24 protein-coding genes are annotated in these 21,409 nt (G+C 32.5%); 8 read left to right on the top strand and 16 right to left on the bottom strand.

Translation table 11 applies throughout. The features are described 5' to 3' along the window. Positions 1-17 precede the first annotated feature (17 nt). Positions 18-1,622, bottom strand: a complete 1,605-nt coding sequence (gene ggt / locus B7R65_RS15080) for a gamma-glutamyltransferase (RefSeq protein ID WP_088043842.1) — start codon at positions 1,620-1,622, stop codon at positions 18-20. Between the two features lie 221 nt (positions 1,623-1,843). After that, positions 1,844-3,085 (bottom strand): DNA polymerase IV, encoded by a 1,242-nt coding sequence (locus B7R65_RS15075; RefSeq protein ID WP_088043619.1) that lies wholly within the window; start codon positions 3,083-3,085, stop codon positions 1,844-1,846. Between the two features lie 387 nt (positions 3,086-3,472). On the opposite strand from B7R65_RS15075, the gene B7R65_RS15070 reads away from it, so the two are divergent. Beyond that, the gene (locus B7R65_RS15070; protein ID WP_373419589.1) at positions 3,473-3,850 is read left to right on the top strand and encodes a globin domain-containing protein; all 378 of its coding nucleotides are present in this window, start codon (positions 3,473-3,475) and stop codon (positions 3,848-3,850) included. Positions 3,851-3,868: 18 nt separating this feature from the next. Further along, the gene (locus B7R65_RS15065; protein ID WP_256941340.1) at positions 3,869-4,267 is read left to right on the top strand and encodes a thiol-disulfide oxidoreductase DCC family protein; all 399 of its coding nucleotides are present in this window, start codon (positions 3,869-3,871) and stop codon (positions 4,265-4,267) included. 42 nt (positions 4,268-4,309) lie between these two features. On the opposite strand, the gene B7R65_RS21380 is transcribed toward B7R65_RS15065, so the two are convergent. Both B7R65_RS21380 and B7R65_RS21375 read right to left on the bottom strand, forming a co-directional pair. Beyond that, complete coding sequence (locus B7R65_RS21380) at positions 4,310-4,471, bottom strand: hypothetical protein (RefSeq protein ID WP_179194888.1); 162 nt, start codon at positions 4,469-4,471, stop codon at positions 4,310-4,312. 91 nt (positions 4,472-4,562) lie between these two features. Next, entirely contained in the window at positions 4,563-4,721 is a 159-nt protein-coding gene (locus B7R65_RS21375) for a hypothetical protein (protein WP_179194892.1), read from the bottom strand. A 473-nt stretch (positions 4,722-5,194) separates the two neighbouring features. Here B7R65_RS21375 and B7R65_RS15060 point away from each other — a divergent pair, with 473 nt between their 5' ends. Further along, positions 5,195-5,470: a YiaA/YiaB family inner membrane protein gene (locus B7R65_RS15060; protein ID WP_088043617.1), complete on the top strand. Its 276-nt coding sequence runs from the start codon at positions 5,195-5,197 to the stop codon at positions 5,468-5,470. 51 nt (positions 5,471-5,521) lie between these two features. Here the strand turns inward: B7R65_RS15060 and B7R65_RS15055 are convergent, their stop codons facing one another. The 5 genes from B7R65_RS15055 to B7R65_RS15035 form a co-directional block, all read right to left on the bottom strand. Further along, positions 5,522-6,862 (bottom strand): glycosyltransferase family 2 protein, encoded by a 1,341-nt coding sequence (locus B7R65_RS15055; protein ID WP_088043616.1) that lies wholly within the window; start codon positions 6,860-6,862, stop codon positions 5,522-5,524. 587 nt (positions 6,863-7,449) lie between these two features. Next, positions 7,450-7,671: a helix-hairpin-helix domain-containing protein gene (locus B7R65_RS15050; protein ID WP_088043615.1), complete on the bottom strand. Its 222-nt coding sequence runs from the start codon at positions 7,669-7,671 to the stop codon at positions 7,450-7,452. 38 nt (positions 7,672-7,709) lie between these two features. Beyond that, positions 7,710-8,414, bottom strand: coding sequence for an alpha/beta hydrolase family protein (locus B7R65_RS15045; RefSeq protein ID WP_179194891.1), 705 nt, complete (start codon positions 8,412-8,414; stop codon positions 7,710-7,712). Between the two features lie 92 nt (positions 8,415-8,506). After that, positions 8,507-9,625, bottom strand: a complete 1,119-nt coding sequence (locus B7R65_RS15040) for a M20/M25/M40 family metallo-hydrolase (RefSeq protein WP_088043613.1) — start codon at positions 9,623-9,625, stop codon at positions 8,507-8,509. A 38-nt stretch (positions 9,626-9,663) separates the two neighbouring features. Continuing rightward, entirely contained in the window at positions 9,664-11,205 is a 1,542-nt protein-coding gene (locus B7R65_RS15035; RefSeq protein ID WP_088043612.1) for an acyl-CoA carboxylase subunit beta, read from the bottom strand. Positions 11,206-11,459: 254 nt separating this feature from the next. On the opposite strand from B7R65_RS15035, the gene prli42 reads away from it, so the two are divergent. Continuing rightward, complete coding sequence (gene prli42, locus B7R65_RS21370; RefSeq protein WP_179194890.1) at positions 11,460-11,552, top strand: stressosome-associated protein Prli42; 93 nt, start codon at positions 11,460-11,462, stop codon at positions 11,550-11,552. A gap of 53 nt (positions 11,553-11,605) precedes the next feature. On the opposite strand, the gene B7R65_RS15030 is transcribed toward prli42, so the two are convergent. Beyond that, complete coding sequence (locus tag B7R65_RS15030; protein WP_088043611.1) at positions 11,606-12,118, bottom strand: L,D-transpeptidase; 513 nt, start codon at positions 12,116-12,118, stop codon at positions 11,606-11,608. Continuing rightward, positions 12,119-13,093 carry an aromatic acid exporter family protein gene (locus B7R65_RS15025; protein WP_088043610.1) on the bottom strand — a complete coding sequence of 325 codons (975 nt, stop codon included), beginning with the start codon at positions 13,091-13,093 and terminating at the stop codon, positions 12,119-12,121. It abuts the gene before it with no gap. Between the two features lie 182 nt (positions 13,094-13,275). On the opposite strand from B7R65_RS15025, the gene B7R65_RS15020 reads away from it, so the two are divergent. From B7R65_RS15020 to B7R65_RS15005, 3 genes are all read left to right on the top strand, one after another. Beyond that, positions 13,276-13,800, top strand: a complete 525-nt coding sequence (locus B7R65_RS15020) for an acyl-CoA thioesterase (protein WP_088043609.1) — start codon at positions 13,276-13,278, stop codon at positions 13,798-13,800. A 300-nt stretch (positions 13,801-14,100) separates the two neighbouring features. Next, a complete protein-coding gene (locus B7R65_RS15010) occupies positions 14,101-14,532 on the top strand; it encodes a MarR family winged helix-turn-helix transcriptional regulator (protein WP_088043607.1) in 432 nt (143 codons plus the stop codon). An 83-nt stretch (positions 14,533-14,615) separates the two neighbouring features. Continuing rightward, on the top strand, positions 14,616-16,418 hold the full coding sequence (locus tag B7R65_RS15005) for an ABC transporter ATP-binding protein (protein ID WP_088043840.1): 1,803 nt from the start codon (positions 14,616-14,618) through the stop codon (positions 16,416-16,418). A 98-nt stretch (positions 16,419-16,516) separates the two neighbouring features. On the opposite strand, the gene B7R65_RS15000 is transcribed toward B7R65_RS15005, so the two are convergent. From B7R65_RS15000 to B7R65_RS14980, 5 genes are all read right to left on the bottom strand, one after another. Beyond that, entirely contained in the window at positions 16,517-17,239 is a 723-nt protein-coding gene (locus B7R65_RS15000) for an amino acid ABC transporter ATP-binding protein (protein ID WP_088043606.1), read from the bottom strand. Continuing rightward, entirely contained in the window at positions 17,232-17,891 is a 660-nt protein-coding gene (locus B7R65_RS14995; RefSeq protein ID WP_088043605.1) for an amino acid ABC transporter permease, read from the bottom strand. The genes B7R65_RS15000 and B7R65_RS14995 overlap by 8 nt, the downstream gene beginning before the upstream one ends. A gap of 86 nt (positions 17,892-17,977) precedes the next feature. Beyond that, positions 17,978-19,318, bottom strand: a complete 1,341-nt coding sequence (locus tag B7R65_RS14990; RefSeq protein WP_088043604.1) for an aspartate aminotransferase family protein — start codon at positions 19,316-19,318, stop codon at positions 17,978-17,980. A gap of 46 nt (positions 19,319-19,364) precedes the next feature. Then, positions 19,365-20,120, bottom strand: coding sequence for a transporter substrate-binding domain-containing protein (locus B7R65_RS14985; RefSeq protein WP_088043603.1), 756 nt, complete (start codon positions 20,118-20,120; stop codon positions 19,365-19,367). A 454-nt stretch (positions 20,121-20,574) separates the two neighbouring features. Beyond that, entirely contained in the window at positions 20,575-21,057 is a 483-nt protein-coding gene (locus B7R65_RS14980; RefSeq protein ID WP_088043602.1) for an NUDIX hydrolase, read from the bottom strand. A gap of 152 nt (positions 21,058-21,209) precedes the next feature. Here B7R65_RS14980 and B7R65_RS14975 point away from each other — a divergent pair, with 152 nt between their 5' ends. Next, the gene (locus tag B7R65_RS14975; RefSeq protein ID WP_088043601.1) at positions 21,210-21,404 is read left to right on the top strand and encodes a hypothetical protein; all 195 of its coding nucleotides are present in this window, start codon (positions 21,210-21,212) and stop codon (positions 21,402-21,404) included. The last annotated feature ends 5 nt before the right edge of the window (positions 21,405-21,409 follow it).

Below are 21,409 nucleotides of genomic sequence, written 5' to 3'. Positions count from 1 at the left end.
TCAAGTCCTTTTCAAATTTACCAACTAGCGATACTACCATCTGTTCTTGATTCTGTACCACCCATTAATACGCCAGTTTCATTATTTTTCCAAATAATTTGTCCTCTTCCAAAACTACCATTATCTGAAGCAATTTTTATCTCATGACCCTTGTTTACTAATTCTTCAACAATTTCATTTGAAAAACTTTGTTCAACTTCAATCGTTTTCCCTTCGATCCATTGCCATCTTGGTGCATCTAGCGCTTCCTGTGGATTTAAATGAAAATCGATACTATTCATAATTACTTGAACATGACCTTGAGGTTGCATATATCCACCCATCACACCAAATGGTCCAATTGCTTCATTATTTTTAGTTAAAAATCCTGGAATAATCGTATGATATGTTTTCTTGCCACCAATTAGTGCATTTGCATCATGTTCATTCAAACTAAAATCATGCCCTCTATTTTGCAATCCAATTCCAGTACCTGGGACAACAATACCAGAGCCAAAGCCCATATAATTACTTTGTATAAATGATACCATGTTACCTTCACCATCAGCAGTTGCAAGGTAAACTGTACCTCCGCTCGATGGTTTCCCTGGATGTGGTAAATTCGCTGTTTCTTTTATCTCTGAATATCTTTCTTTTCCATACTTTTCACTTAACAGTTCTTCAACAGTAACCTTCATATAGTTTGGATCAGTAACATATTCCTTACCGCAAGAGAAGGCTAATTTCATTGCTTCTAATTGTTTATGATATGTAGTAACTGTTTCTTTCTCGATAAATTCATCATTTTTTAAAATATTTAATGCCATTAAAGCTACGATTCCTTGACCGTTAGGTGGTATTTCCCAAACATCGTATCCTCTATAATTTACACTAATTGGATTTACCCATTCTGGTCTAAAATTGGTTAAATCATCCTTCGATAGATAACCACCATATTTATTCGAAGAAGCAACTATTTTATCAGCTATTTCTCCTTGATAAAAAGCTTCTCCATTTGTTTCAGCGATTTTTTCTAATGTATTAGCATGATCCAAAGAAGACCATATTTCACCTACTTCAGGCGCACGACCATTTGGGGCAAACGTTTCAAACCATGATTCAAATTCTTCAGATTTTAGTTCCTTCTTATAGATCTCATATGCCCTTTTCCAAAACTTCCCTAAAGTCGGTGATATCGGGTACCCATTTCGCGCATAGTCAATTGCTGGCTGTAAAACTTCCTTTAATGCTAAATTTCCGAAACGCTTAGATAACTCTACCCAAGCTGCTGGTGCTCCTGGTACGGTAATGGGAATCCAGCCAAATTTAGGCATCTTTTCATATCCTAATGATTTCAATGCTTCAATGGATATATTTTGAGGTGCTGGACCACTTGAATCTAGTCCATATAATTTTTCTTTCATCCATACTAAAGCAAATGCATCTCCACCGATTCCATTTGAAGTAGGTTCGACTACTGTCAAACATGCTGCTGTAGCAATAGCTGCATCCACAGCGTTACCGCCCTTTTTCAAGATATCTAATCCCGCTTGAGCAGCCAAAGGTTGTGATGTAGCAACCATTCCATTTTTAGCGAATACAACATTTCTTTGAGATGTATACTTCGGTTGTAGCAACTTCATTTTCGAAATCATAATGATTCCTCCTATGTTTCAGATGAGTTTTCAGTTGAATAAACACTTATATTTAAACGCATTATTTTTTCCCTTCTATTCACTTCGACAAAATTTGTAATTTTCCCTACTAAATGACTAAAAAATGAGTTTTCTTACTAACTTCATACAGGTATTAAGAAATTAAAAGAGGGCCTCTTATATGAAAGGTCCTCTTTTAGTAATGCTTTTTATTCTGTTGACTTCAAAATATCTAAAATATTATTTCGATCGATTTTCCTCTTTTTTTGTCTTCCAAGTCCGATTACATCTTTCCCAAATTTACTTTGTAATTTATGTAATGTCTCAATTAATGGTTCCTGTTTCGCATCTTTTTCAAACGAAAATAGGTCAAGTTGTTTTGAAACTTCATCTTTAGGATTCAATTGAGATGCCGTCACACCAATGAGGCGTAGTGCTTCACCATTCCAATGTTTCTTCCACAGTTCAATTGCTTCTCTAAATATATCCTTTCCTTCTTGTATTGGCGCGGTTAGTTTTTTACTTCGATTTATCGTTTTTCGATCTCCAAATCTCATTGTAATCGTTAGTGTATCTGCAACTAATCCTTTTTTCTTTAATTTTTCACCAACACGAAGTGAAAGGCTCTCAAACTTTTCAACAATAATTGGCTCTTCAAATAAATCTATTGAAAATGTTGTAGAATGACCGATTGTTTTATAGGAAAGCATTCTGCTAGGATCCACTTCTCGTTCATCAATACCATTTGCTTTATTTCTTAATGAAATCCCATTGATACCAAGTAGTTCATGCAGTTTATCTTCTTGGCATTTGGCTAAGTCTTCAATTGTATAGATACCGATGCCATTCAATTTTTCTTCAGTTTTATTTCCAACTCCATTCATTTCCCCAACTTTTCTTGGCCATAAGATAGTTGGCACATCTCTTTTCCGAAGAACTGTAATGCCAAGTGGCTTTTTCATATCAGATGCCGTTTTTGCAAGAAATTTATTAGGTCCTATTCCAATACTGCAAGGTAAATCTAGTTCGTCTAATAACATCGATTGAATCATTTCGGCTATTTCGATAGGATGCCCCAAATTGGGATCACAATCTGTAATATCGATATACCCTTCATCAATTGATGCAACTTCAACTTTCGGACTAATTGAGCCTAATTTTTCAAAGATTTGTCTAGAAACCTTTCGGTAAGTTTCATGATTAGGGGTTTTAACAATCATCTCAGGGCATTTCTTCCTAGCTTCCCATAACGGCATTGTTGCTCGAATTCCAAATGCACGAGCTTCGTAGCTTGCAGTTACAATGATTCCTCTTCTTTCCTTTTCATTTCCGGCAACAACAACTGGTTTACCTTTTAATGATTGATCATTTGCAATTTCGACTGATGCAAAAAATGAATTCATATCAACGTGTAAAATAACTCTTCCGCTTTTTGGGGCCCATTGATTCATATCTCCACCTCCTATAACTTTAAGACCTAACCAATATTAAATACTCGTATAAGTATAATCCTATCATATTTAGGAAAAGAGATTAAATATGTTGACTATTCATTTAAGATTGAAGTCCTTACTTAAATTGAAGAAAATTGATATCGATACATTAATCCATGCTTAAGAATATAAAATTTAGTTTTTAGTTGATAATAAAAAACCTATTTTATTAAAAAATAGGTTTTTTTATGTATACTTAAATATAGGAACTTTCATTTTAACAAATATAAGTAAAATTCTTTGTATACTAATCGCTTCTCAGGCACATTAAAAAAAGATAAAATAATTTTATCTACTTAAATGTAATTTCATTTGAATTTACAAAATTATAGGAGGTAGTAACAATTGAGTAATGAAAATCAATCTATGTATGAATATATAGGAAAAGAAAAATTAGAAGAGCTTGTGGATACTTTTTATTCATATGTTTCAAAGCATGAAAGACTTGCAATTATTTTCCCAGGTGATTGGGAAGAAACAGCTCGTAAACAAAAACTATTTTTAACACAATTTCTTGGTGGTCCCCAATATTATAGTATGGAACGAGGTCATCCAAGAATGCGTGCTCGCCATATGCCTTTTCCAATAACAATTGAACTAGCTCATGATTGGTTGGATTGCATGGCAAAAGCAATGGATGATGTTGATTTAGACGAAGAAATTAAAGAGCCATTACTTCAGCACTTACGCAATGTTGCATACCATATGGTGAATCAAGAATAACAAATAAGGGGAAAAATTGTGAAAGAGAATCCAATTATTTTATTTGATGGTATTTGTAATTTTTGCAATGGTGCAGTTCAAATGATTATTAAGTACGATCGAAAAGGTATTTTCCGATTTGCGTCACTTCAATCATCTTTTGGTGAACAATTACTATCAACGAAACCAGAACTCAAGAAACTTGATACTGTCATATTGGTTTCAAATGGGAAAATAATGACTGAGTCAACAGCAGCTCTGAATATTTTAAAAGAGCTTGAAGGTTGGCCGAAAGTTTTCTACTTGTTTATTGTGATCCCACTACCTATTCGTAATTTTTTCTATAAATTATTTGCTAAATATCGTTATAAAATGTTTGGAACAAGTGTAACATGTATGATTCCAACAAAAGAAATTAGAAATCGATTCCTATCATGAAAAAGAAACCATTAATCCACTATTTGATTAATGGTTTTTTTTTTATTTTACAAGAATTCTTGTAAGGGCTAGCCCAAGAAAACCCGCTCCCATTCCAATTAACCATCCTGAGTGCGGGTCATTAAACAGTGAACCTAAGCCACCTCCTAGAAACATACAACCAACAAATACAATTCCACCTATACCTGATTTCTTATAATCCAAATAGATCCCCCCTCTCCATAATACATATGCATTGGTTTAAATAATTTACTACTTATTTTAGAACACACTTTAGAATAGATTTTTAAAAACATTATTTCAATTTTTTATTCATCAATTCTAACTTTTCATCTATTCCTATTAATAATTTTTTCATAGATTGAAAATAACTAATAACCATTATAGAAATGAATCCTAAAAAGATCGCCAGAAAAAGATAGCCAAAAACTTTAAACACAACTAATAGTTCCATAATCTCCCACTCCTAATACTATAAGCCCTTCTTACATATTAAATTTCCAAACCAATAATACCTTCTTTTTAAAAGGCTCTTTGTTTTAAAATTGTTGTTTTTGGTTCTTAAAAAAACTTAAATGAAGAAGATGATTGGAACGGAAGGTGCTAGACTCCTGTGGGAGTAGCGGGACAAATGAGACCCCACGGAAAGCAAGCATGCTGAAGTAGAAATCGACGAAATACTTTTTTTATAGCTACAAAGTTTACGAAAACAACCTTTTAAAAACAAGAATTAAAACTAAGTCTAAGCTATAGCCATAATGTCATAATTATTTTATTTATTAGAATTTTATTACCTAATCCTAATAAATCCTTTATAATATGAATTGGGTAATATAAGACTTACTTCATTTTGATTTGAAATTATTTATTTATTATACGAAGGTCTATATTACTTTAGTAAGATTTTAAAACGGAGAGTGATTATTTATGCAGAAACACAGACGACGAAACACACCAGCATTTACAATTTTAGCTTATTTCACTTTAGTTGCAGGTGTATTCTTATTTTGTATTGGTTTATATAATGCAGATATGGAGCTTAATGAAAAAGGATACTATATTGCTGTGATGTTATTAGTTGCAGTAGGATCAATTTTAACGCAAAAGGTTGTTAGAGATAATGCAGAAGATGACGATATTATCGCTGATCAAGATATTCAATTAAAATTAAAATTAGATAGCACAAAAAAAGAAAACCTTTAAACTCAAATAAAATCAAAAAATCGTATCTATTTATGTTAGATACGATTTTTTTTATTCCCAAACTCGTTTTAATTTAAAAAACTCTTGTAAATAACCATATAATGAGACTGGAGACATAATCATTTGGTAAATTAGAATAAAAGAAATAAATCCGACTTTATTTATTCTTATTTTCAAATTCAAATTCTTAAATACATAATGTTTCTGGTACATATAAAGGATCGAATAGCTAATAAAGGTTAACGGTAAGACCAATAAAGTCATTGGACCAACAATCCAATTTATACCAAAGAAAGCTAAAACTAGACCTGGCAACCAACATACAGAATAAACCAAATCTAAATATAACATCATTAAATTAATTCCAGTTAGATACTTTGTATAAACCTGTGGTTGATGCCATGGTTTTATTTCTTTTAAACCTTCTACCATTCCTCTTGCCCATCTAGAACGCTGTTTTGCAAAATGTCCTAAAGTATTCGGTGCATCCGTAAATGCCACTGCCAATGGTTCAAAAAATACTCTCCATTCTTTTTGTAACAACCTCCATGTCAGAACAATATCCTCACCTATTGCGTCTGGCCAGCCATTTACTTCTTTTACACATGAAGTTCTATATAAACTAAACGCACCTTGAGCGACTAAAGTACCTTGATATAATCCTTGTAATCTTTTTATCGAAGCAATGCCTAAGAAATAATCCCATTCTTGGATTTTCGTCCAAAACGTTTCTCTGCTATTTCGAACAAGCATCGAACCTGCAACTGCACATACATCTGATGGGCTACTTTTAATTCGTGAGACTAAATAGCGGATTGCAGAGGGATGAATTAAAGTATCTGCATCTAATGTGATAACGTAAGGTGTTTTCACATGTTCTAACCCAGTATTTAAGGCATGAAATTTTCCAGGTCTAGATTCATGCAAAATTGTGATGTTTGCTTTTAGTTCATTTTTTGCTCTAATGACTTCTTTATCTGTGCCATCAGTTGAATTATTATTTATCACAATGACATGAATATCACCTTTATAATCTTGCTCAGCAACATATTTTATTGTATTAAAAATAGCTCCTTCTTCATTATAAGCAGCTATCAATAATGTTACTGGATCTGTTGGTGACTCATTTTTAAAAGTTGGCTGACGATCAAATAATAAACTAACAACTAAAAATGAACTCATGTAACCTGGTATATATGCGATTCCACTAATGATGAAAATCGAAACAGGCATGGTAACTACATCAGCTAAATCTTCTAACCACGGTAATGACAAATAAATTGAAAAGACTAACCAAGCAAAAGATATAGAATGACTAATCCAAAACTTTTGTTTAACCGATAGATAGTATTTAACTTTTTTATGATTAATTGGTGATAAGTTCGGTTCCACAAGTATCCCCCTTATTTTTATTTGGCCGATTTCGTATTTGTTGTTGCTATTTTAGAATGTGCTTGTTGATTTCAACTCCAGGATGCTCCCTTTCCGTGGGGCTTGAGCTGAGCCTCCTCGGCAAGCCTGCGGGGTCTAAGCTTTCCCGCTACTCCCACAGGAGTCTCGCACCTTCCATTGAAATCAACTTCTCTTTGAAGAATTATGAAACCTAAAAGCAACAATTTTCTAGAAATGAGCCTGTTATTTATATAAGAAAGATGTTAATAGATATCGAACATTATACCACAATAATAACTGAAGAATAACTAACAACTTTTGGATATCAGACTAAAACAATTAATTTAGTCTGAGTTTTAGCAAAAAAAAAAAGAACCAATTAAAAAACATATGATGGTTCTTTTTTTTATTTCCCATAGATTCTGATAGTGAAGGTTATTGATTTCTACTAAAATCTTATCCATTTCCGCGGACGTACTATGGATTAGCATTAATCGTATCTCAGTGTGATGTCTTAGCTAGTTCATTTTTCCGCAAGAAGTCTCGCAAATCTACCTCGATATTATTTCGAAATATTAATATGAATTTCACAGAGCTTTCTCTTTAAACGAAAGTCCTTTTTCAGCTAATGCTTTACGTATTGTTTCTATTCCTTTTTGCCCCATGCCGTGTAGCTTCAAGACTTCTGCTTCAGTTAACTTAGTGAACTGCTCCAATTGTAAGTATCCAGCAGCTGTTAAAGCTCTTATTGCAGGCTGTGATAGGCCCGCTGGTAAATTACTTTCTAGCACTTTATTTGAATCTCCCATTTTTAAATACTCCCTTCAAATCTTTTTTCCCAGATTTTTTAATAATTCTTGGCTAACCACATTAGCAAGTCCTTTTTCATTTCAACTGTAATTGTGTGGTTAACGTCTTTATATGTAAAAAAATCTAACTGATTTTCATTAAATAAATTTTTGTAATGAGATAAAAATTCATTTTGACCGACAATCGGAATGGTTTGGTCATTTTCGCCATGCATAAATAGAATCTTTTGAGTAGGCGATAATTCCTTATATTTCGGATCATAGTGTTTAAATTGAAGTAATTGATCCTTATTCATCATTTCTTTATTATCCAATTTTCTAAAGTCTAACTCAGTTGCGATAAAGGAGCTTGAGCCATTAATATTAATTAACCCAGTGAATTCTAACTTCGAAAAAAACATGCCGCTCGCAATAAAACCGCCCATTGAACTTCCGAATAAAATGATTTCTTCACTCTTTAAATTCAAGTTAAATAAAAGTTCTTTTTGTTCATCAATACTTTCAAATATTGTTTTCCAAAAATATTTTTGTAATACTACTTTATCAAAATGATTTTTCAAAGCACCTCTTGAGTCATGGTATTTGATTTCAGGTATCACGATCGCAAATCCAAGGTTTGATAGTTCTTTTCCAAGTGCAACTTGTGAATCAATAGAGGATCCCCAACCATGAAACATGAGGATCGTTTCTTTCTTTGTTCTTTTTGTAGGTTCAATTTTTAGATAGTTTATTTCCTTATTCATTTTGTTCACCTTTATATAATCATCTTGACTAAATTTTACCATATTTACCCATAAAAAAGACGAAGTAAGTAATTACTTCGTCTTTTTTACTATTACTTAGCTACTTCTTCTACGATTGCAATAACCATTTCAGCTGTTTTTACTAATTCTTTAATAGGCATGCTTTCGTTTGTTGTATGAATTTCTTCATAACCGATTGCTAAGTTAACGATTGGGAATCCGTGACCAGCGAATACATTCGCATCAGATCCGCCACCGCTTTGTTGTAATGCAGGAGTACGACCGATTTTCTCTGCAGCGCGTTTTGCTACTTCTACTACGTGGTCTCCGTCTCCGAATTTAAATCCTGGATACATAATTTGAACTTCGACTTCAGCACGTCCACCCATTTCAGCAGCTGCTTCTTCAAATGCTGCTTTCATTTTTGCTACTTGTGCTTCCATTTTTTCTCCGATTAATGAACGTGCTTCAGCTAAGATGCTCACTTTATCGCAAACAATATTCGTAGCACTTCCACCTTCAAAACGACCAATATTTGCAGTAGTTTCTTCATCAATACGTCCTAGTGGCATTCTAGCAATCGCCTTTGAAGCGATTGTAATTGCTGATACACCTTTTTCAGGAGCAACACCAGCATGAGCAGTTTTACCATAAATTGTTGCAATGACTTTAGCTTGAGTTGGCGCAGCAACAATAATGTTTCCTACTTCCTCATCACTATCTAATGCATATCCAAATTTAGTCGTAATTAATTTTGGATCCATTGCTTTTGCACCATGTAATCCAGATTCTTCACCAACTGAAATAATGAATTGAATTTCACCATGTTCAATATTTTGTTCTTTAATTATTTTTACAGCTTCTAAGAAAGCTGCAATACCAGCCTTATCATCTGCTCCAAGAATAGTTGTACCATCAGTTACGATTTTACCATCAACAATTGAAGGTTTAATTCCTTTACCTGGAGTTACTGTATCCATATGACAAGAGAAGAAAATTCCATCAACACCTTCTTTTGTTGCAGGAATAGTAGCGATTAGATTACCTGCTCCATGACCTGTTACACCCATCGTGTCATCTTCAAAAACATTCATACCAAGAGCTTCTAATTTTTGTTTTAAAACTTTTGAAATTTCAGCTTCAAACTTAGTTTCAGAGTCAACTTGTACTAATTCTAAAAATTCTTCTACTAAACGTTGTTCATTAATCATATGTGTTACGCCTCCGTTTTGAATATGTAAAAAAATGTCTACAAAGGTATATTACCATGTTTTTTAGCTGGGCGCTTTTCATTTTTTGTTTTTAATACTTCTAATGATTGAATAAGCTTTATTCGAGTTAGCCTAGGATCAATTACATCATCAACTAATCCGTATTTCGCAGCTACATATGGATTGGAAAACTTTTCTTTATATTGGTTCATCCATTCAGCTCTTAATTTATCGGGGTTTTTACTTTGACTGATTTCTTTTCCATAAAGTATATTCACCGCTCCAGCTGCACCCATTACAGCAATTTCTGCATTAGGCCATGCAAATACTAAGTCCGCTCCAATTGATTTACTATTTAAAGCAACATAAGCTCCACCAAATGCTTTTCTAGTAATAACAGTTATTTTTGGGACGGTCGCTTCTGAATAAGCATATAAAAGTTTAGCACCATGTCTTATTATGCCTCCATGCTCTTGTTTTACACCAGGGAAAAAACCCGTTACATCAACGAAAGTGATGATTGGTATATTAAAACTATCACAAAACCTAATAAATCTTGCTCCCTTGTCTGCAGAATGAATATCAAGTCCGCCTGCCATTACTTTCGGTTGATTACAAACTAATCCAACCACCTCTCCATTTACCCTTGCAAACCCTACTACCAGATTCTTCGCGAAGTCTTTCTGCACTTCTAAAAATGTATCGTTATCCACGATCATTGTTACGATTTTTTTGACATCATAAGGTCTACTACCATCATCAGGGATAAGCTCTAATAAATCCTCTATATCTTTTTCATTTTGTTCAAATATTGGTGCCTTTTCTTCCCAATGCGAGGGAAGATAGCTAAGTAAATTTCTAACTAAACGTAAAGCTTCTTCCTCGTTTCCCGCTTGAAAATGTGCATTCCCGCTAATCTCATTATGTACTTTCGCACCGCCCAAATCTTCAGCAGAAATTTTTTCACCAGTAACACTTTCAATCACTTTTGGACCAGTTATAAACATTTGACTGCTTTCATTTACCATGATCACAAAATCAGTAATTGCTGGAGAATAAACAGCACCCCCGGCACACGGACCCATTATGACAGATATTTGCGGTACTACACCTGAATAAATCGTATTCCGATAAAACACATGTCCATATCCATCTAAAGATAAAACGCCTTCTTGAATTCGTGCCCCACCTGAATCGTTTAAACCAATTATCGGTGCTTTACATTGAACTGCCATATCCATTAACTGACTTATTTTTTTCGCGTGCATTTCACCTAATGCCCCACCAAAAACAGTAAAATCTTGAGAAAATATGAAAACCTTCCGCCCATCTATTTTTCCATAACCTGTAACAACACCGTCACAAGCACCATTTTGTTCATCCATTCCAAAATCAGTACAACGATGTTGTACAAAGCTGTAAAGTTCTACGAAACTATCTTGATCTAACAGCAGATCGATTCTTTCTCTTGCTGTATATTTTCCTCGTTCATGCTGTTTAGCTATTCGTTCATATCCGCCACCTTGTTCAACTTCAGACTTTTTTTCATATAACTCGTAAATTGAATCGTATTTATTCATCCGAAGACTCTCCTTTTTGAGAAAATTTTTATAATCAATCCGAATCCTTTTGGTTTTTACAGTTTTATATATATGTTTTCGATTATATTTTTCAAACAAATTGTTAAATCATCTTCAATTGTGAACATTACTTGTCCTTTCCTTTAATTCAAATGCATTTCTATCATACTTATGCTAAAATGGGACAAGAATTGAATAACTTTTAGAATTAATTTTTTTCAATATATATTTTATTTGTAAGGTGGTAATTTCAGATGAGAAGAAAAACACAAAAACTCGTTGTGATTATTATGTTAGTTTCGATGCTTGCAACTACATTACTTGCTGGAATTTCTTCGTTTCTTTAATCACAAAAAGGTTTCATCATCAAGACATGTTAATCTTGATAATGAAACCTTTTTTATCGAATTGCACCTTTTTCACGGGCAAGTTCTTCAAATGTTTTAGTTGTCGTTGTAATATACACTTTTGTTCCATAAGGTGTTTTATCATAAAGTTCATTCACATCATTTGTATACATTCTTACACAGCCATTTGAAATATATTTTCCTATTGAAGAAGGATTATTATTTCCATGAATCCCGTATATTGATCCATCTGTATTTAAAGCATCAAAACCTATCCATCTACTTCCTAAAGGATTTTTCGGATCTCCACCAGGTATGTTCTTTTTTTTCCAATATGGAAATTTCGCTTTTAATGTCACATTAAATGTACCTTCCGGTGTTAGATCAGATGTTTTTCCAGTAGCTACTTTCGAAATTTTTTGGATTTTCCCGTCATCAATAAAAGCTAACTGATTAATTTTTTTATTGATAATTATGAATGGCTCACCAACTCTTGGGTTTTGTCCTAATGGCCATAATGGATTAACTACTAAGAAGAATGAGATTACCAGTTTTAGCAAATAAATCTACTCCTTTTTAAGTCGATTAGAGTATTTTTCTTTATATTTAGATTCCATGACTAAAAAACTTTCCATTTCATATATAATCGTTAAGATTGCAGCTCTAGTTTCAAAGTCATCTGATGTTTGGGGTAATGGCATCGATCGAAACATATTGTATATTTCTTCCAATTGATGAAGGGAAATCACTCCACTAACTTTTGGATTAACTGAATAACATAAATCCTTAAAAAAATTTGCTAAAATAGTTGATTGTCCATTACTAACCTTAATTACACTAAGTGTTTCAATCACTCTTTTTAAAACGAATAACTGTCTTTCTCTCATTAATACATAAGCATATTCCTCGTCATCCGAAGATTTAACATAATGATTATCAATATCCAGCTTTGCTATTTTTTTTGCTTCCTCAAGTAATTGAACTGTTTCATCATATTCTACTAAATAACAATTCTTTGTTGGAACGATTAAAAAATGAGAGATTTTCTCAAAAATATAACAAAATTTCGCGTCAATCTTTTCTTTATATGTTTTTATTCGGTCTTCTAAATTAGGCATGTAAAGATTACATAATAGAGCGATACCAATTCCAACTAAAATAATACTGATTTCATTCAGTATAATCTTAAAGGTCATCTTTTCTAAACTATATAAATGGAGCATGATAACTGCACTCGAAATGACCCCTTCTTGTAGATTAAAATAAACTAAACTTGGAATAAAAAATAATAATAATAAGCCAATTCCAACTGGGTTATAGCCTATTAAATGAAAAATAACAACGCAAAAAAGTATGATTAACACGCATGCTGCAAACCTTCTTAAAGCAGTTTCAATTGAACGCCTTTTTGTAGGTTGAATACAAAGTATCGTTAATATCCCTGCAGAAGCGTAGAAATTCAAACCAATTGTTTGTGCTATAAAAATTGCAACAGCACTCCCTAAAGATGTTTTCACTACTCTTGAACCAATTCTAAACATAAGATCACCTATTCTTATGTTCTTACTTTTCCTAAATTTTCATTCTTCCAACCAAAAAATTTTCAACTAATTTCAAAAGGAATTAACCATTTGATTGAATTTCTTTAATAAGTCCTTGCAAAAAAGCTTAATAACTAATAGATTGGTAAAAATAGGATTATTCTAAAAAAAGGTGTGAGACAATGAGTTCAAAATACTGCCATGAATCACGATCAACATTAACCATTCGCGTTTTTCCAACGGATTTAAATAATCATCGAACATTATTTGGTGGCAAAATCCTTGCCGATATGGATATGACTGCATCAATTACCGCTTCAAGACACGCACGTTTAAAATGTGTAACAGCCTCTATTGACCATGTAGACTTTTTACATCCAGTTACTGAAGAAGACTGTATCTCATATGAGTCATTTATTGTATTAACAGGAAGATCATCGATGGTCATATTTGTAAAAGCCATCGCAGAAAATTTAATTACTGGAGATCGACGTGTTGCTGCTACTTCATTCTTAACATTTGTTGGAATGATGAACGATAAAACTGTTTCTGTTCCTTCTATTATTCTTGAAACGGATGAGGAGAGAGAATTGGCAGAAATAGCAAAAGCTAGATTAGAAAATAGAAAAAATAATAAGTTAATAAGTAAAAATATAGAGAATATTATTTCAACAAAGCCTTTAACATTAAGGCAAAATGAAGAGTAAATGATATTTAATCGATTTATATTGGAAAAAGAAAAAACTGAAGAGAATTTCTCTTCAGTTTTTTCTTTACTTCCTACAAGCGATAGAAACGGTTCATTCATTGTTCATACTTTATTAATTTTTGACCAAAGTAACCACCAAGTATTAAGTAAAGAGGTCTTTAATGGGTTAAAATCTGAGTCTTTTTGAAATTGTTTGTACATTCGATTAGTACTATTTTACAAAAGACGAAAACAGGTATAAAATTAGTTCACATAGTAAACAGTTTACATTGTAAACTAATAAAGGAGAATTAGTCATATGGCGGATTTACAAAAATCAATTGAAGTTTACAACTCTTTTTTTTCAGTCGCTAAGCAATTGAAAAGATTAACATACCAGTCCGCAACCGACTTAGGTATCACAGTTCATCAATTAATCATCCTTAATACATTACGCATTAATCCTGGGATTTCGCAAAAAGAACTTACTGAAAAGTTGTTTTTTAATAAGAGTAGAGTGAGTTTACATATCGACACTCTTGTTGATAAAGATCTCGTCAAAAGAGAAGTCTCTGAAATTGACCGTAGAGAGACAAAATTGTATTTAACAACAAATGGTGAGGAAATTTACCAACGCTATCGAGAGGAATCGTCTTCTTATAAGGCTCTAGGGATATCACTTAATCAATTTACTGAAGAAGAAATTGATATGCTTTTACAAATGCACAGTCGAATCGTAAATAAATTATAAAATTTTCTAAAATACTGCAAATTAAATCGAAAAAAATTTTTTCTATAAAGTGAGGTTGAATAGTTATGGTAGGTGGTCCTGGAATGGGTGGCCATGGGTTTGGCAGAATGAGATTCGATGAGAATACTCAAAAGCCTAATATTTCTAAAGCATTGCTTAAAAGAATTTCAAAATATTTTATTCCATATTGGAAACAAACATTATTTGTCATGTTTATTTTATTATTCACTTCGTTGTTAGGAATATTGCCCCCAATCATCATCCAACAAATTGTTGATAAGGCACTTCCAAACAAAGATTTGAACTTATTAATAATGCTAGTTGTAGCCTCTCTAAGTACAACAGTAATTTCGGGTTTACTTGGCGTTTGGCAAAATTATTTAAATTCGTATATATCACAAAACATTGTTTTCGATATGAAAAATCAAATGTACAAACATTTACAACGAATGCCACTACAATTTTTTTCAAGCGTAAAACAAGGTGAAGTAATTACAAGAATGACTAGTGATATTTCAGGTGTTCAAGGTGTATTCAGTAGTACAATTGTAAACTTTGCTAGCAACTTCTTTGTACTTGTTTCAACAGCTGTTACACTTCTAGTTTTTAATTGGAAGCTTGGAATTCTTGGACTAATTATTGTTCCTTTATTTATTTTCCCTACAAGGAAAATGGGTAACGTACGATGGAATATATCAAAGCAGACCCAAGAAAAAATGTCTGAACAAAATAATATTATTCAAGAAACACTTAGTATCAGTGGTTATTTACTCATGAAGCTTTTTACAAGAGAAGAAAAGGAATTTACTAGCTTTAAAACAATTAATGCAGAATCTACAAGTCTACAAATTAAAGAATCCATGGCTGGACGATGGTTCATGATGATACTAACTACATTTACTAGTATTGGACCAATGCTTATCTATTTATATGGTGGCTATCTATTCATTCAAGGAGAAATTACGGTTGGAGCAATTATTGGATTTGTTGCATTACTTAATCGACTTTATGGTCCCGTTGGTCAATTAACAAATTTATATGTAAATATAAAAAGTTCAATCGCATTATTTGATCGCATCTTTGAATACTTCGATATGGATCAAGTGATTGTTGACCCAGTAAATGCATGTAAAATGAACAATTCAAATCTGGATATTGAATTTAAGGACGTCTCATTTTCATATCAAGCAGATAAATCTGCCTTACACAACGTCTCTTTCCTTGCATCTTCCGGAACGATGACCGCTCTCGTAGGGCCAAGTGGTGCAGGTAAAACAACAATTACAAATCTTATTCCACGACTTTACGATTTAAATTCAGGTACGATTAAAATTGGTGGTATTGATATTCGCGATTTTACACTTGAATCTTTAAGGTCTCAAATTGGGTTAGTAACCCAAGATAGTTATTTATTTAACGGTACTATTAAAGAGAATTTACTTTATGCTAAAAACGAAGCGACAGATCAAGAAATTATAGAAGCATGTAAAGCAGCTTATATCCATGATTTTATTATGAAATTACCAGAAGGATACGATACTGTTGTAGGGAATCGTGGCATTAAGCTTTCTGGAGGAGAAAAACAAAGGATATCGATTGCAAGAGTGCTCTTAAAAGACCCAGCTATCATTATTTTAGATGAAGCCACTTCTTCTTTAGATACGGTGTCAGAGTACTATATTCAAAGCGCTATTCAAGTTTTATTGAAAAACAAAACAAGTATAGTCATTGCTCATCGTCTTTCAACGATAATGGCAGCTGATCATATCATTGTCCTACAAAATGGGCAAATTGTAGAAGAAGGTGAACACGAACAACTGCTTATAGAAAATGGACTTTACAGAGATTTATATAATAAGCAATTTGAACGAAAAGCTTCTGTTTAATTCGCCATTATTACCGCTATATTCTATACATCCAATAAATTAATCTAAATTAAAACAAAGGCACATCCTTCTAAAAGTGATGTGCCTTTGTTTTTCAATTATAGTACCTTTTCAAGGAATAGTTTTGCTCTATCCGATTTAGGTTTTGTAAACAATTCAATTGGAGTTGAATCCTCAACTAAGTTTCCTTCATCAAGGAAAAGAATACGATCAGCAACTTCCTTTGCAAATCCCATTTCATGAGTAACAATAACCATTGTCATTCCAGTATGTGCTAATGACTTCATAACTTCTAATACTTCTTTTACCATCTCCGGATCCAACGCTGAAGTAGGTTCATCAAAAAGCATTACTTTCGGTTCCATAGCTAACGCTCTTGCGATTGCAACACGCTGTTTTTGACCACCAGATAATTTTGGAGGATACACATTTGCTTTTTCAATAAGACCTACTTTTACAAGTAATTCTTTTGCTTTCTCTTCTGCCTTAGCTTTACTCAATCCCTTTACATTAATTGGTGCATAAGTAATATTTTCTAATACTGTCATATGTGGAAAAAGGTGAAAATGTTGAAAAACCATTCCTACATTCTCTCGCATTTTCATCATATCATTTTTACTATTAGTGATTTCCATCTCACCCATCCAAATTTGGCCCGATGTAGGAATTTCTAATAAATTCATACATCTTAAAAATGTAGATTTCCCAGATCCAGATGGTCCGATAACCGCAACAACTGAGCCTTCTTCAATAGTAGTTGAAATTCCTTTTAGTACATGGACATTTCCAAAGCTTTTATATAGATTTGAAATTTTAATCATTTGAACGTAATCTCCTTTCTACTGCTTTTCCTAGAAGTGATAGTAGCATAATGATAATATAGTAGATTCCGGCTACAAATATTAGAGGTTCCATGAATGAGTACGTCTCTCCACCGACTAAAAATGCTCTTCTCATTAAGTCTGATGCACCGATTACAGTTACCATTGCAGACTCTTTCGTTAATGTAATAAATTCATTCATCAATGCAGGTAAAATATTTTTAAATGCTTGAGGCAAGATTATTTTTGACATCATTTTACGATAAGGAATTCCTAAGGCTGATGCCGCTTCTTGTTGACCCTTATCAACAGCTAAAATTCCAGCACGTATAATTTCTGAAACATATGCCCCTGAGTTTAACCCGAAAGCTAAAACTGCAGCTGGAAATTTTTCAATATCAAATCCAATAATTTGAGGTAAACCATAATAAATAATCATTAATTGTAATACCATTGGTGTACCACGGAAAATCGATGTATAAAAATCAGCGATTAAAACGATCCACTTTGTACGACTAATTTTCATTAATGCTAATAAAATTGCTAAAACTAAACCTAATAAAATTGAACAAATAACAACAGAAAGTGTTAATTTTAATCCAGTTAATATATATGGAATCGAAGGGACAATTTGCGAAAAATCTAGATTCATAAGATAGTACTCCTTTTATTTATTCGTCTTATTCTGGGTATCCATTCGTATATTCGATTGAAGATATTTAGATAAAAAGCACTGGTTTAAAAACCAATGCCTTTTGTTTCAAATAACTCAAAACCAATTGATTGCTCATATTCTGTTAATGCTTCATCTAATATGTTTAAACCGTCATCAATTTGGCTTTTCGTGACTGTTAAAGGTGGAATCATACGAATTACTTCGCTGTTATTACCACAGAAATAGAATAAAACACCTTTTTCTAAAGCAAGATCAAGAATTTCGAAAAGTGCATCCCCATTTGGTTCTTTTGTACTTGGATTAATAATTTCGATTCCAATCATTAATCCAATTGAACGAATATCTCCAATTACGGGATGTTTTTTCTTTAATTCATGCAGTTTTTCGACTGCATATGCACCTACCTCTTTCGTATTTTCAAGTAGGTTTTCTTCTTTAATTATATCAAGTACCGCTAAAGCAGCTGAACATGCAATTGGATTTCCTCCAAAAGTTGTCCCATGACTTCCTAGTGGCCACTGTTTCATTAATTCATGTGAAGCCACTGTAGCACTTAATGGAATGCCGTTTGCAATTCCTTTTGCAATAGCCATGATATCAGGCGTAACATCAAAAGTTTGCGCTGCGAACCATTCTCCAGTTCGACCAAAACCAGTTTGCACCTCATCAAAGATTAATAGAATATTATGAGCATCACATAATTCACGAATCTTTTTCAACCACGCTTTAGGCGGAACTACATATCCACCCTCTCCCAATACAGGTTCAACGATGACCGCTGCAACTTCTTCAGGAGTAACTTGATGATTTAAAAGGCGTTTAAAGTCTTTTTCTAATTTATTTACTACATATGCTTCTTCATCATACCCTTCTGGACATTCCGATACATCCGCGTAAGGAATTTGATAAGAACCAGATGGCTGTAAAAATTTACGATATTTACTTTTTGATGTTGTCACACTTAACGCTCCCATTGATCGACCATGGAAACATCCGATAAATGAAACAATATATGGACGCTTTGTTACATGCTTCGCTAATTTAATTGCACCTTCAATTGCTTCAGTTCCACTGTTACCAAAAAAGAAACAATCTAAATTTCCAGGAAGGATTTCTGCCAATTGATCTGCTAGTTTTAAAATAGATTCATAAATAATAACTCCAGAAGGCCCATGTGCTAGTGAATCGGCACCATCTTTAATTGCTTGGACTACTTTTGGATGACGATGTCCCACATTTGTAGTTGCAATTCCTGAAGTAAAATCTAAATATTGTTTTCCATCTACTCCGTAGTAATAACAACCTTCTTCCTTCACAACTGGCAAATTAGGATGATCCTTTGACATGCTTGGTGCTAGGCGTAATGGCATTTTTTCAAGTAAATGACTCCAATCGTTATTCATCTTTAAATCCTCCCTATTGACTGAAAATATCTAACATGCAATTAAATTATTTAAGCTCACCAAACCATTTTTTTATCAATTTATCTACTGTTCCGTCTTTCTTTAATTCCGCTAATGCTTTATCAAACTTAGGAGTTAATTTACTGTCCTTTGGAAATGCTACTGCTGATCCTGATTGCTCAAAGAAATCTTCAATTAATAGGCCTTCCATTTGATCAAGCTTGTCAAGATATCCACTTGCAACTGTTTGTTCAATGATTACTGCATCAAATCGTCCAGCCTTCAGCTCTTCTACCATTTCTGGAATTCTGTTACGATCTTCTACTTTAAATCCACCAGTTTTTGCTACTTCTTTTGCCTTCGTCTCTTGAATCGAACCAGCTTGTACACCAATTGTTTTTCCTTTTAAATCTGCTAAACTCTTAATATTTGAATCTTTTTTAACAATTACTTCATTTTGATCAAGGAAATATGAATCAGTGAAGTCTGCATTTTTCGCACGTTCTGGTGTTTTTTTCATACCAGCCATAATAAAATCAACTTTGTCTGCATTCATCGCAGTGATTAATGAAGTAAAATCTATATCTTTAACTTTAATTTTGTATCCTGTCTTTTTCCCTAACGCTTTTGCTAAGTCAACATCAAAACCAATAATTTCATCATTTTTAGTATCAATAAATTCATACGGTTTATAATCCGCACTTGTTCCTAGAATAAGAGTTTTATTATCTGATTTATTACACGCTGATAACATCCCGATTGAAAGTACTGTTGCTGTTAAAACTCCGACTAATTTTTTCACTAATGTTTCCCCCAATTTTTTGTAAAATTCTAACTTCTTACTATTATTATCATTATTAGAAATCGATTAAACAACATGTTTTTTTGAATGAATAATTATTTCATAAAATGAATTTTAACACACACTAATAATTATGCAACCCTATTTAATAAGTTTTTTTCATATTCCCAATAAAAACCCCTACTTTTCAAGGATAGTATTCAAAAATATTTTTTTATTAAATTCATTATTTTTATATATTTATCCAAAATGATGAATATAACCTTTATTATTTGTGAATTCCAAATTTTAAAAAACTTTTCGACAAATCTCGCAAAAATCACACTTTAATTCTTAACAATGTTAAATTCTCTTATAAAATGAAGCGTTTTCATAGTTATACATAAAAAAAGCACCGATTAACTAACGGTACTTTCATCTAAATGAGTACAATATTCATTTATAAATTATATTATTATATTAAAACCTCTTGATCTACCTGTACGCCAATTACATGTTTTCCTTTATAATAAAAGGAATAATGATATGAACTCTCTTCATTTAATAGTATAGGAAGAAAATGTGGAATACACTCTCCTACCCCTTGATTTCGTTTATCTATTACCCATTCTATGTTTTTCCAATCTAAAATTCCTTCATCTGTCTTAATTGGCGTATTAAAAATGAGATCATTCGAAACTTCCGCTAAAAATAAATGCATTCCTCCAAAAAAATGATCATCTTCATGCCAAGTTACTCTTCCTTTATTCATAATCTGATTCATTTCAATGAAAATACCTGTTTCTTCTAAGATTTCTCTTTGGACAGATTCTTTGGTAGATTCACCATCTTCTATTTTTCCACCAACACCATTCCAAATTCCCATTGTAGGGTCTTTTATACGATTTAGCATTAATAATTCATTATTTCGTTTAATAAAGCATAATGTATACTTCAAAAGCGACACATACCTTTCAAATTATTAGTAGTTGACTCAATATAACGTTTATTATGGCATAATTTACTATTAATTTGTCATCTAAAACAACTTTACTAATTATTTAGAATATTTTAAAATTTATTTATAACCACTCGAAAGGAGAATTAAGTGTGGATCAAACAAATATTATCGACTTAAAAAAATATCGAAAATTAAAAAGAAGTAAATCAGCGTCCTTCGCTTTACGAGTACACTATGATGATTCTGCATATGATGAAGCACTCAAGTTGATTATTTTCTCATGTGCTTTCGCATCCATTTCTTTCTTTTTTATATTTTATTATCTACATAAATTTATTAACTAAATAAA

Source organism: Bacillus sp. EAC, from assembly GCF_002156875.1.
Taxonomy (GTDB): domain Bacteria; phylum Bacillota; class Bacilli; order Bacillales; family Bacillaceae_G; genus Gottfriedia.
Note: the sequence above shows the minus strand (reverse complement) of the source record. Positions and strands in the feature narration are given on the sequence as shown.

Coding starts and splice junctions, on each gene's coding strand:
- B7R65_RS15060 (WP_088043617.1), top strand. CDS start 5,195: ATGCAGAAACACAGACGACGAAACACACCAGCATTTACAATTTTAGCT.
- prli42 (WP_179194890.1), top strand. CDS start 11,460: ATGAGAAGAAAAACACAAAAACTCGTTGTGATTATTATGTTAGTTTCG.
- B7R65_RS15045 (WP_179194891.1), bottom strand. CDS start 8,414: ATGAATAAGGAAATAAACTATCTAAAAATTGAACCTACAAAAAGAACA.
- B7R65_RS15025 (WP_088043610.1), bottom strand. CDS start 13,093: ATGTTTAGAATTGGTTCAAGAGTAGTGAAAACATCTTTAGGGAGTGCT.
- B7R65_RS14990 (WP_088043604.1), bottom strand. CDS start 19,318: ATGAATAACGATTGGAGTCATTTACTTGAAAAAATGCCATTACGCCTA.
- B7R65_RS14995 (WP_088043605.1), bottom strand. CDS start 17,891: ATGAATCTAGATTTTTCGCAAATTGTCCCTTCGATTCCATATATATTA.
- B7R65_RS15005 (WP_088043840.1), top strand. CDS start 14,616: ATGGGTGGCCATGGGTTTGGCAGAATGAGATTCGATGAGAATACTCAA.
- B7R65_RS15050 (WP_088043615.1), bottom strand. CDS start 7,671: ATGGGAGATTCAAATAAAGTGCTAGAAAGTAATTTACCAGCGGGCCTA.
- B7R65_RS15035 (WP_088043612.1), bottom strand. CDS start 11,205: ATGAATAAATACGATTCAATTTACGAGTTATATGAAAAAAAGTCTGAA.
- B7R65_RS15040 (WP_088043613.1), bottom strand. CDS start 9,625: ATGATTAATGAACAACGTTTAGTAGAAGAATTTTTAGAATTAGTACAA.
- ggt (WP_088043842.1), bottom strand. CDS start 1,622: ATGAAGTTGCTACAACCGAAGTATACATCTCAAAGAAATGTTGTATTC.
- B7R65_RS15075 (WP_088043619.1), bottom strand. CDS start 3,085: ATGAATCAATGGGCCCCAAAAAGCGGAAGAGTTATTTTACACGTTGAT.
- B7R65_RS15010 (WP_088043607.1), top strand. CDS start 14,101: ATGGCGGATTTACAAAAATCAATTGAAGTTTACAACTCTTTTTTTTCA.
- B7R65_RS21375 (WP_179194892.1), bottom strand. CDS start 4,721: ATGGAACTATTAGTTGTGTTTAAAGTTTTTGGCTATCTTTTTCTGGCG.
- B7R65_RS15000 (WP_088043606.1), bottom strand. CDS start 17,239: ATGATTAAAATTTCAAATCTATATAAAAGCTTTGGAAATGTCCATGTA.
- B7R65_RS15020 (WP_088043609.1), top strand. CDS start 13,276: ATGAGTTCAAAATACTGCCATGAATCACGATCAACATTAACCATTCGC.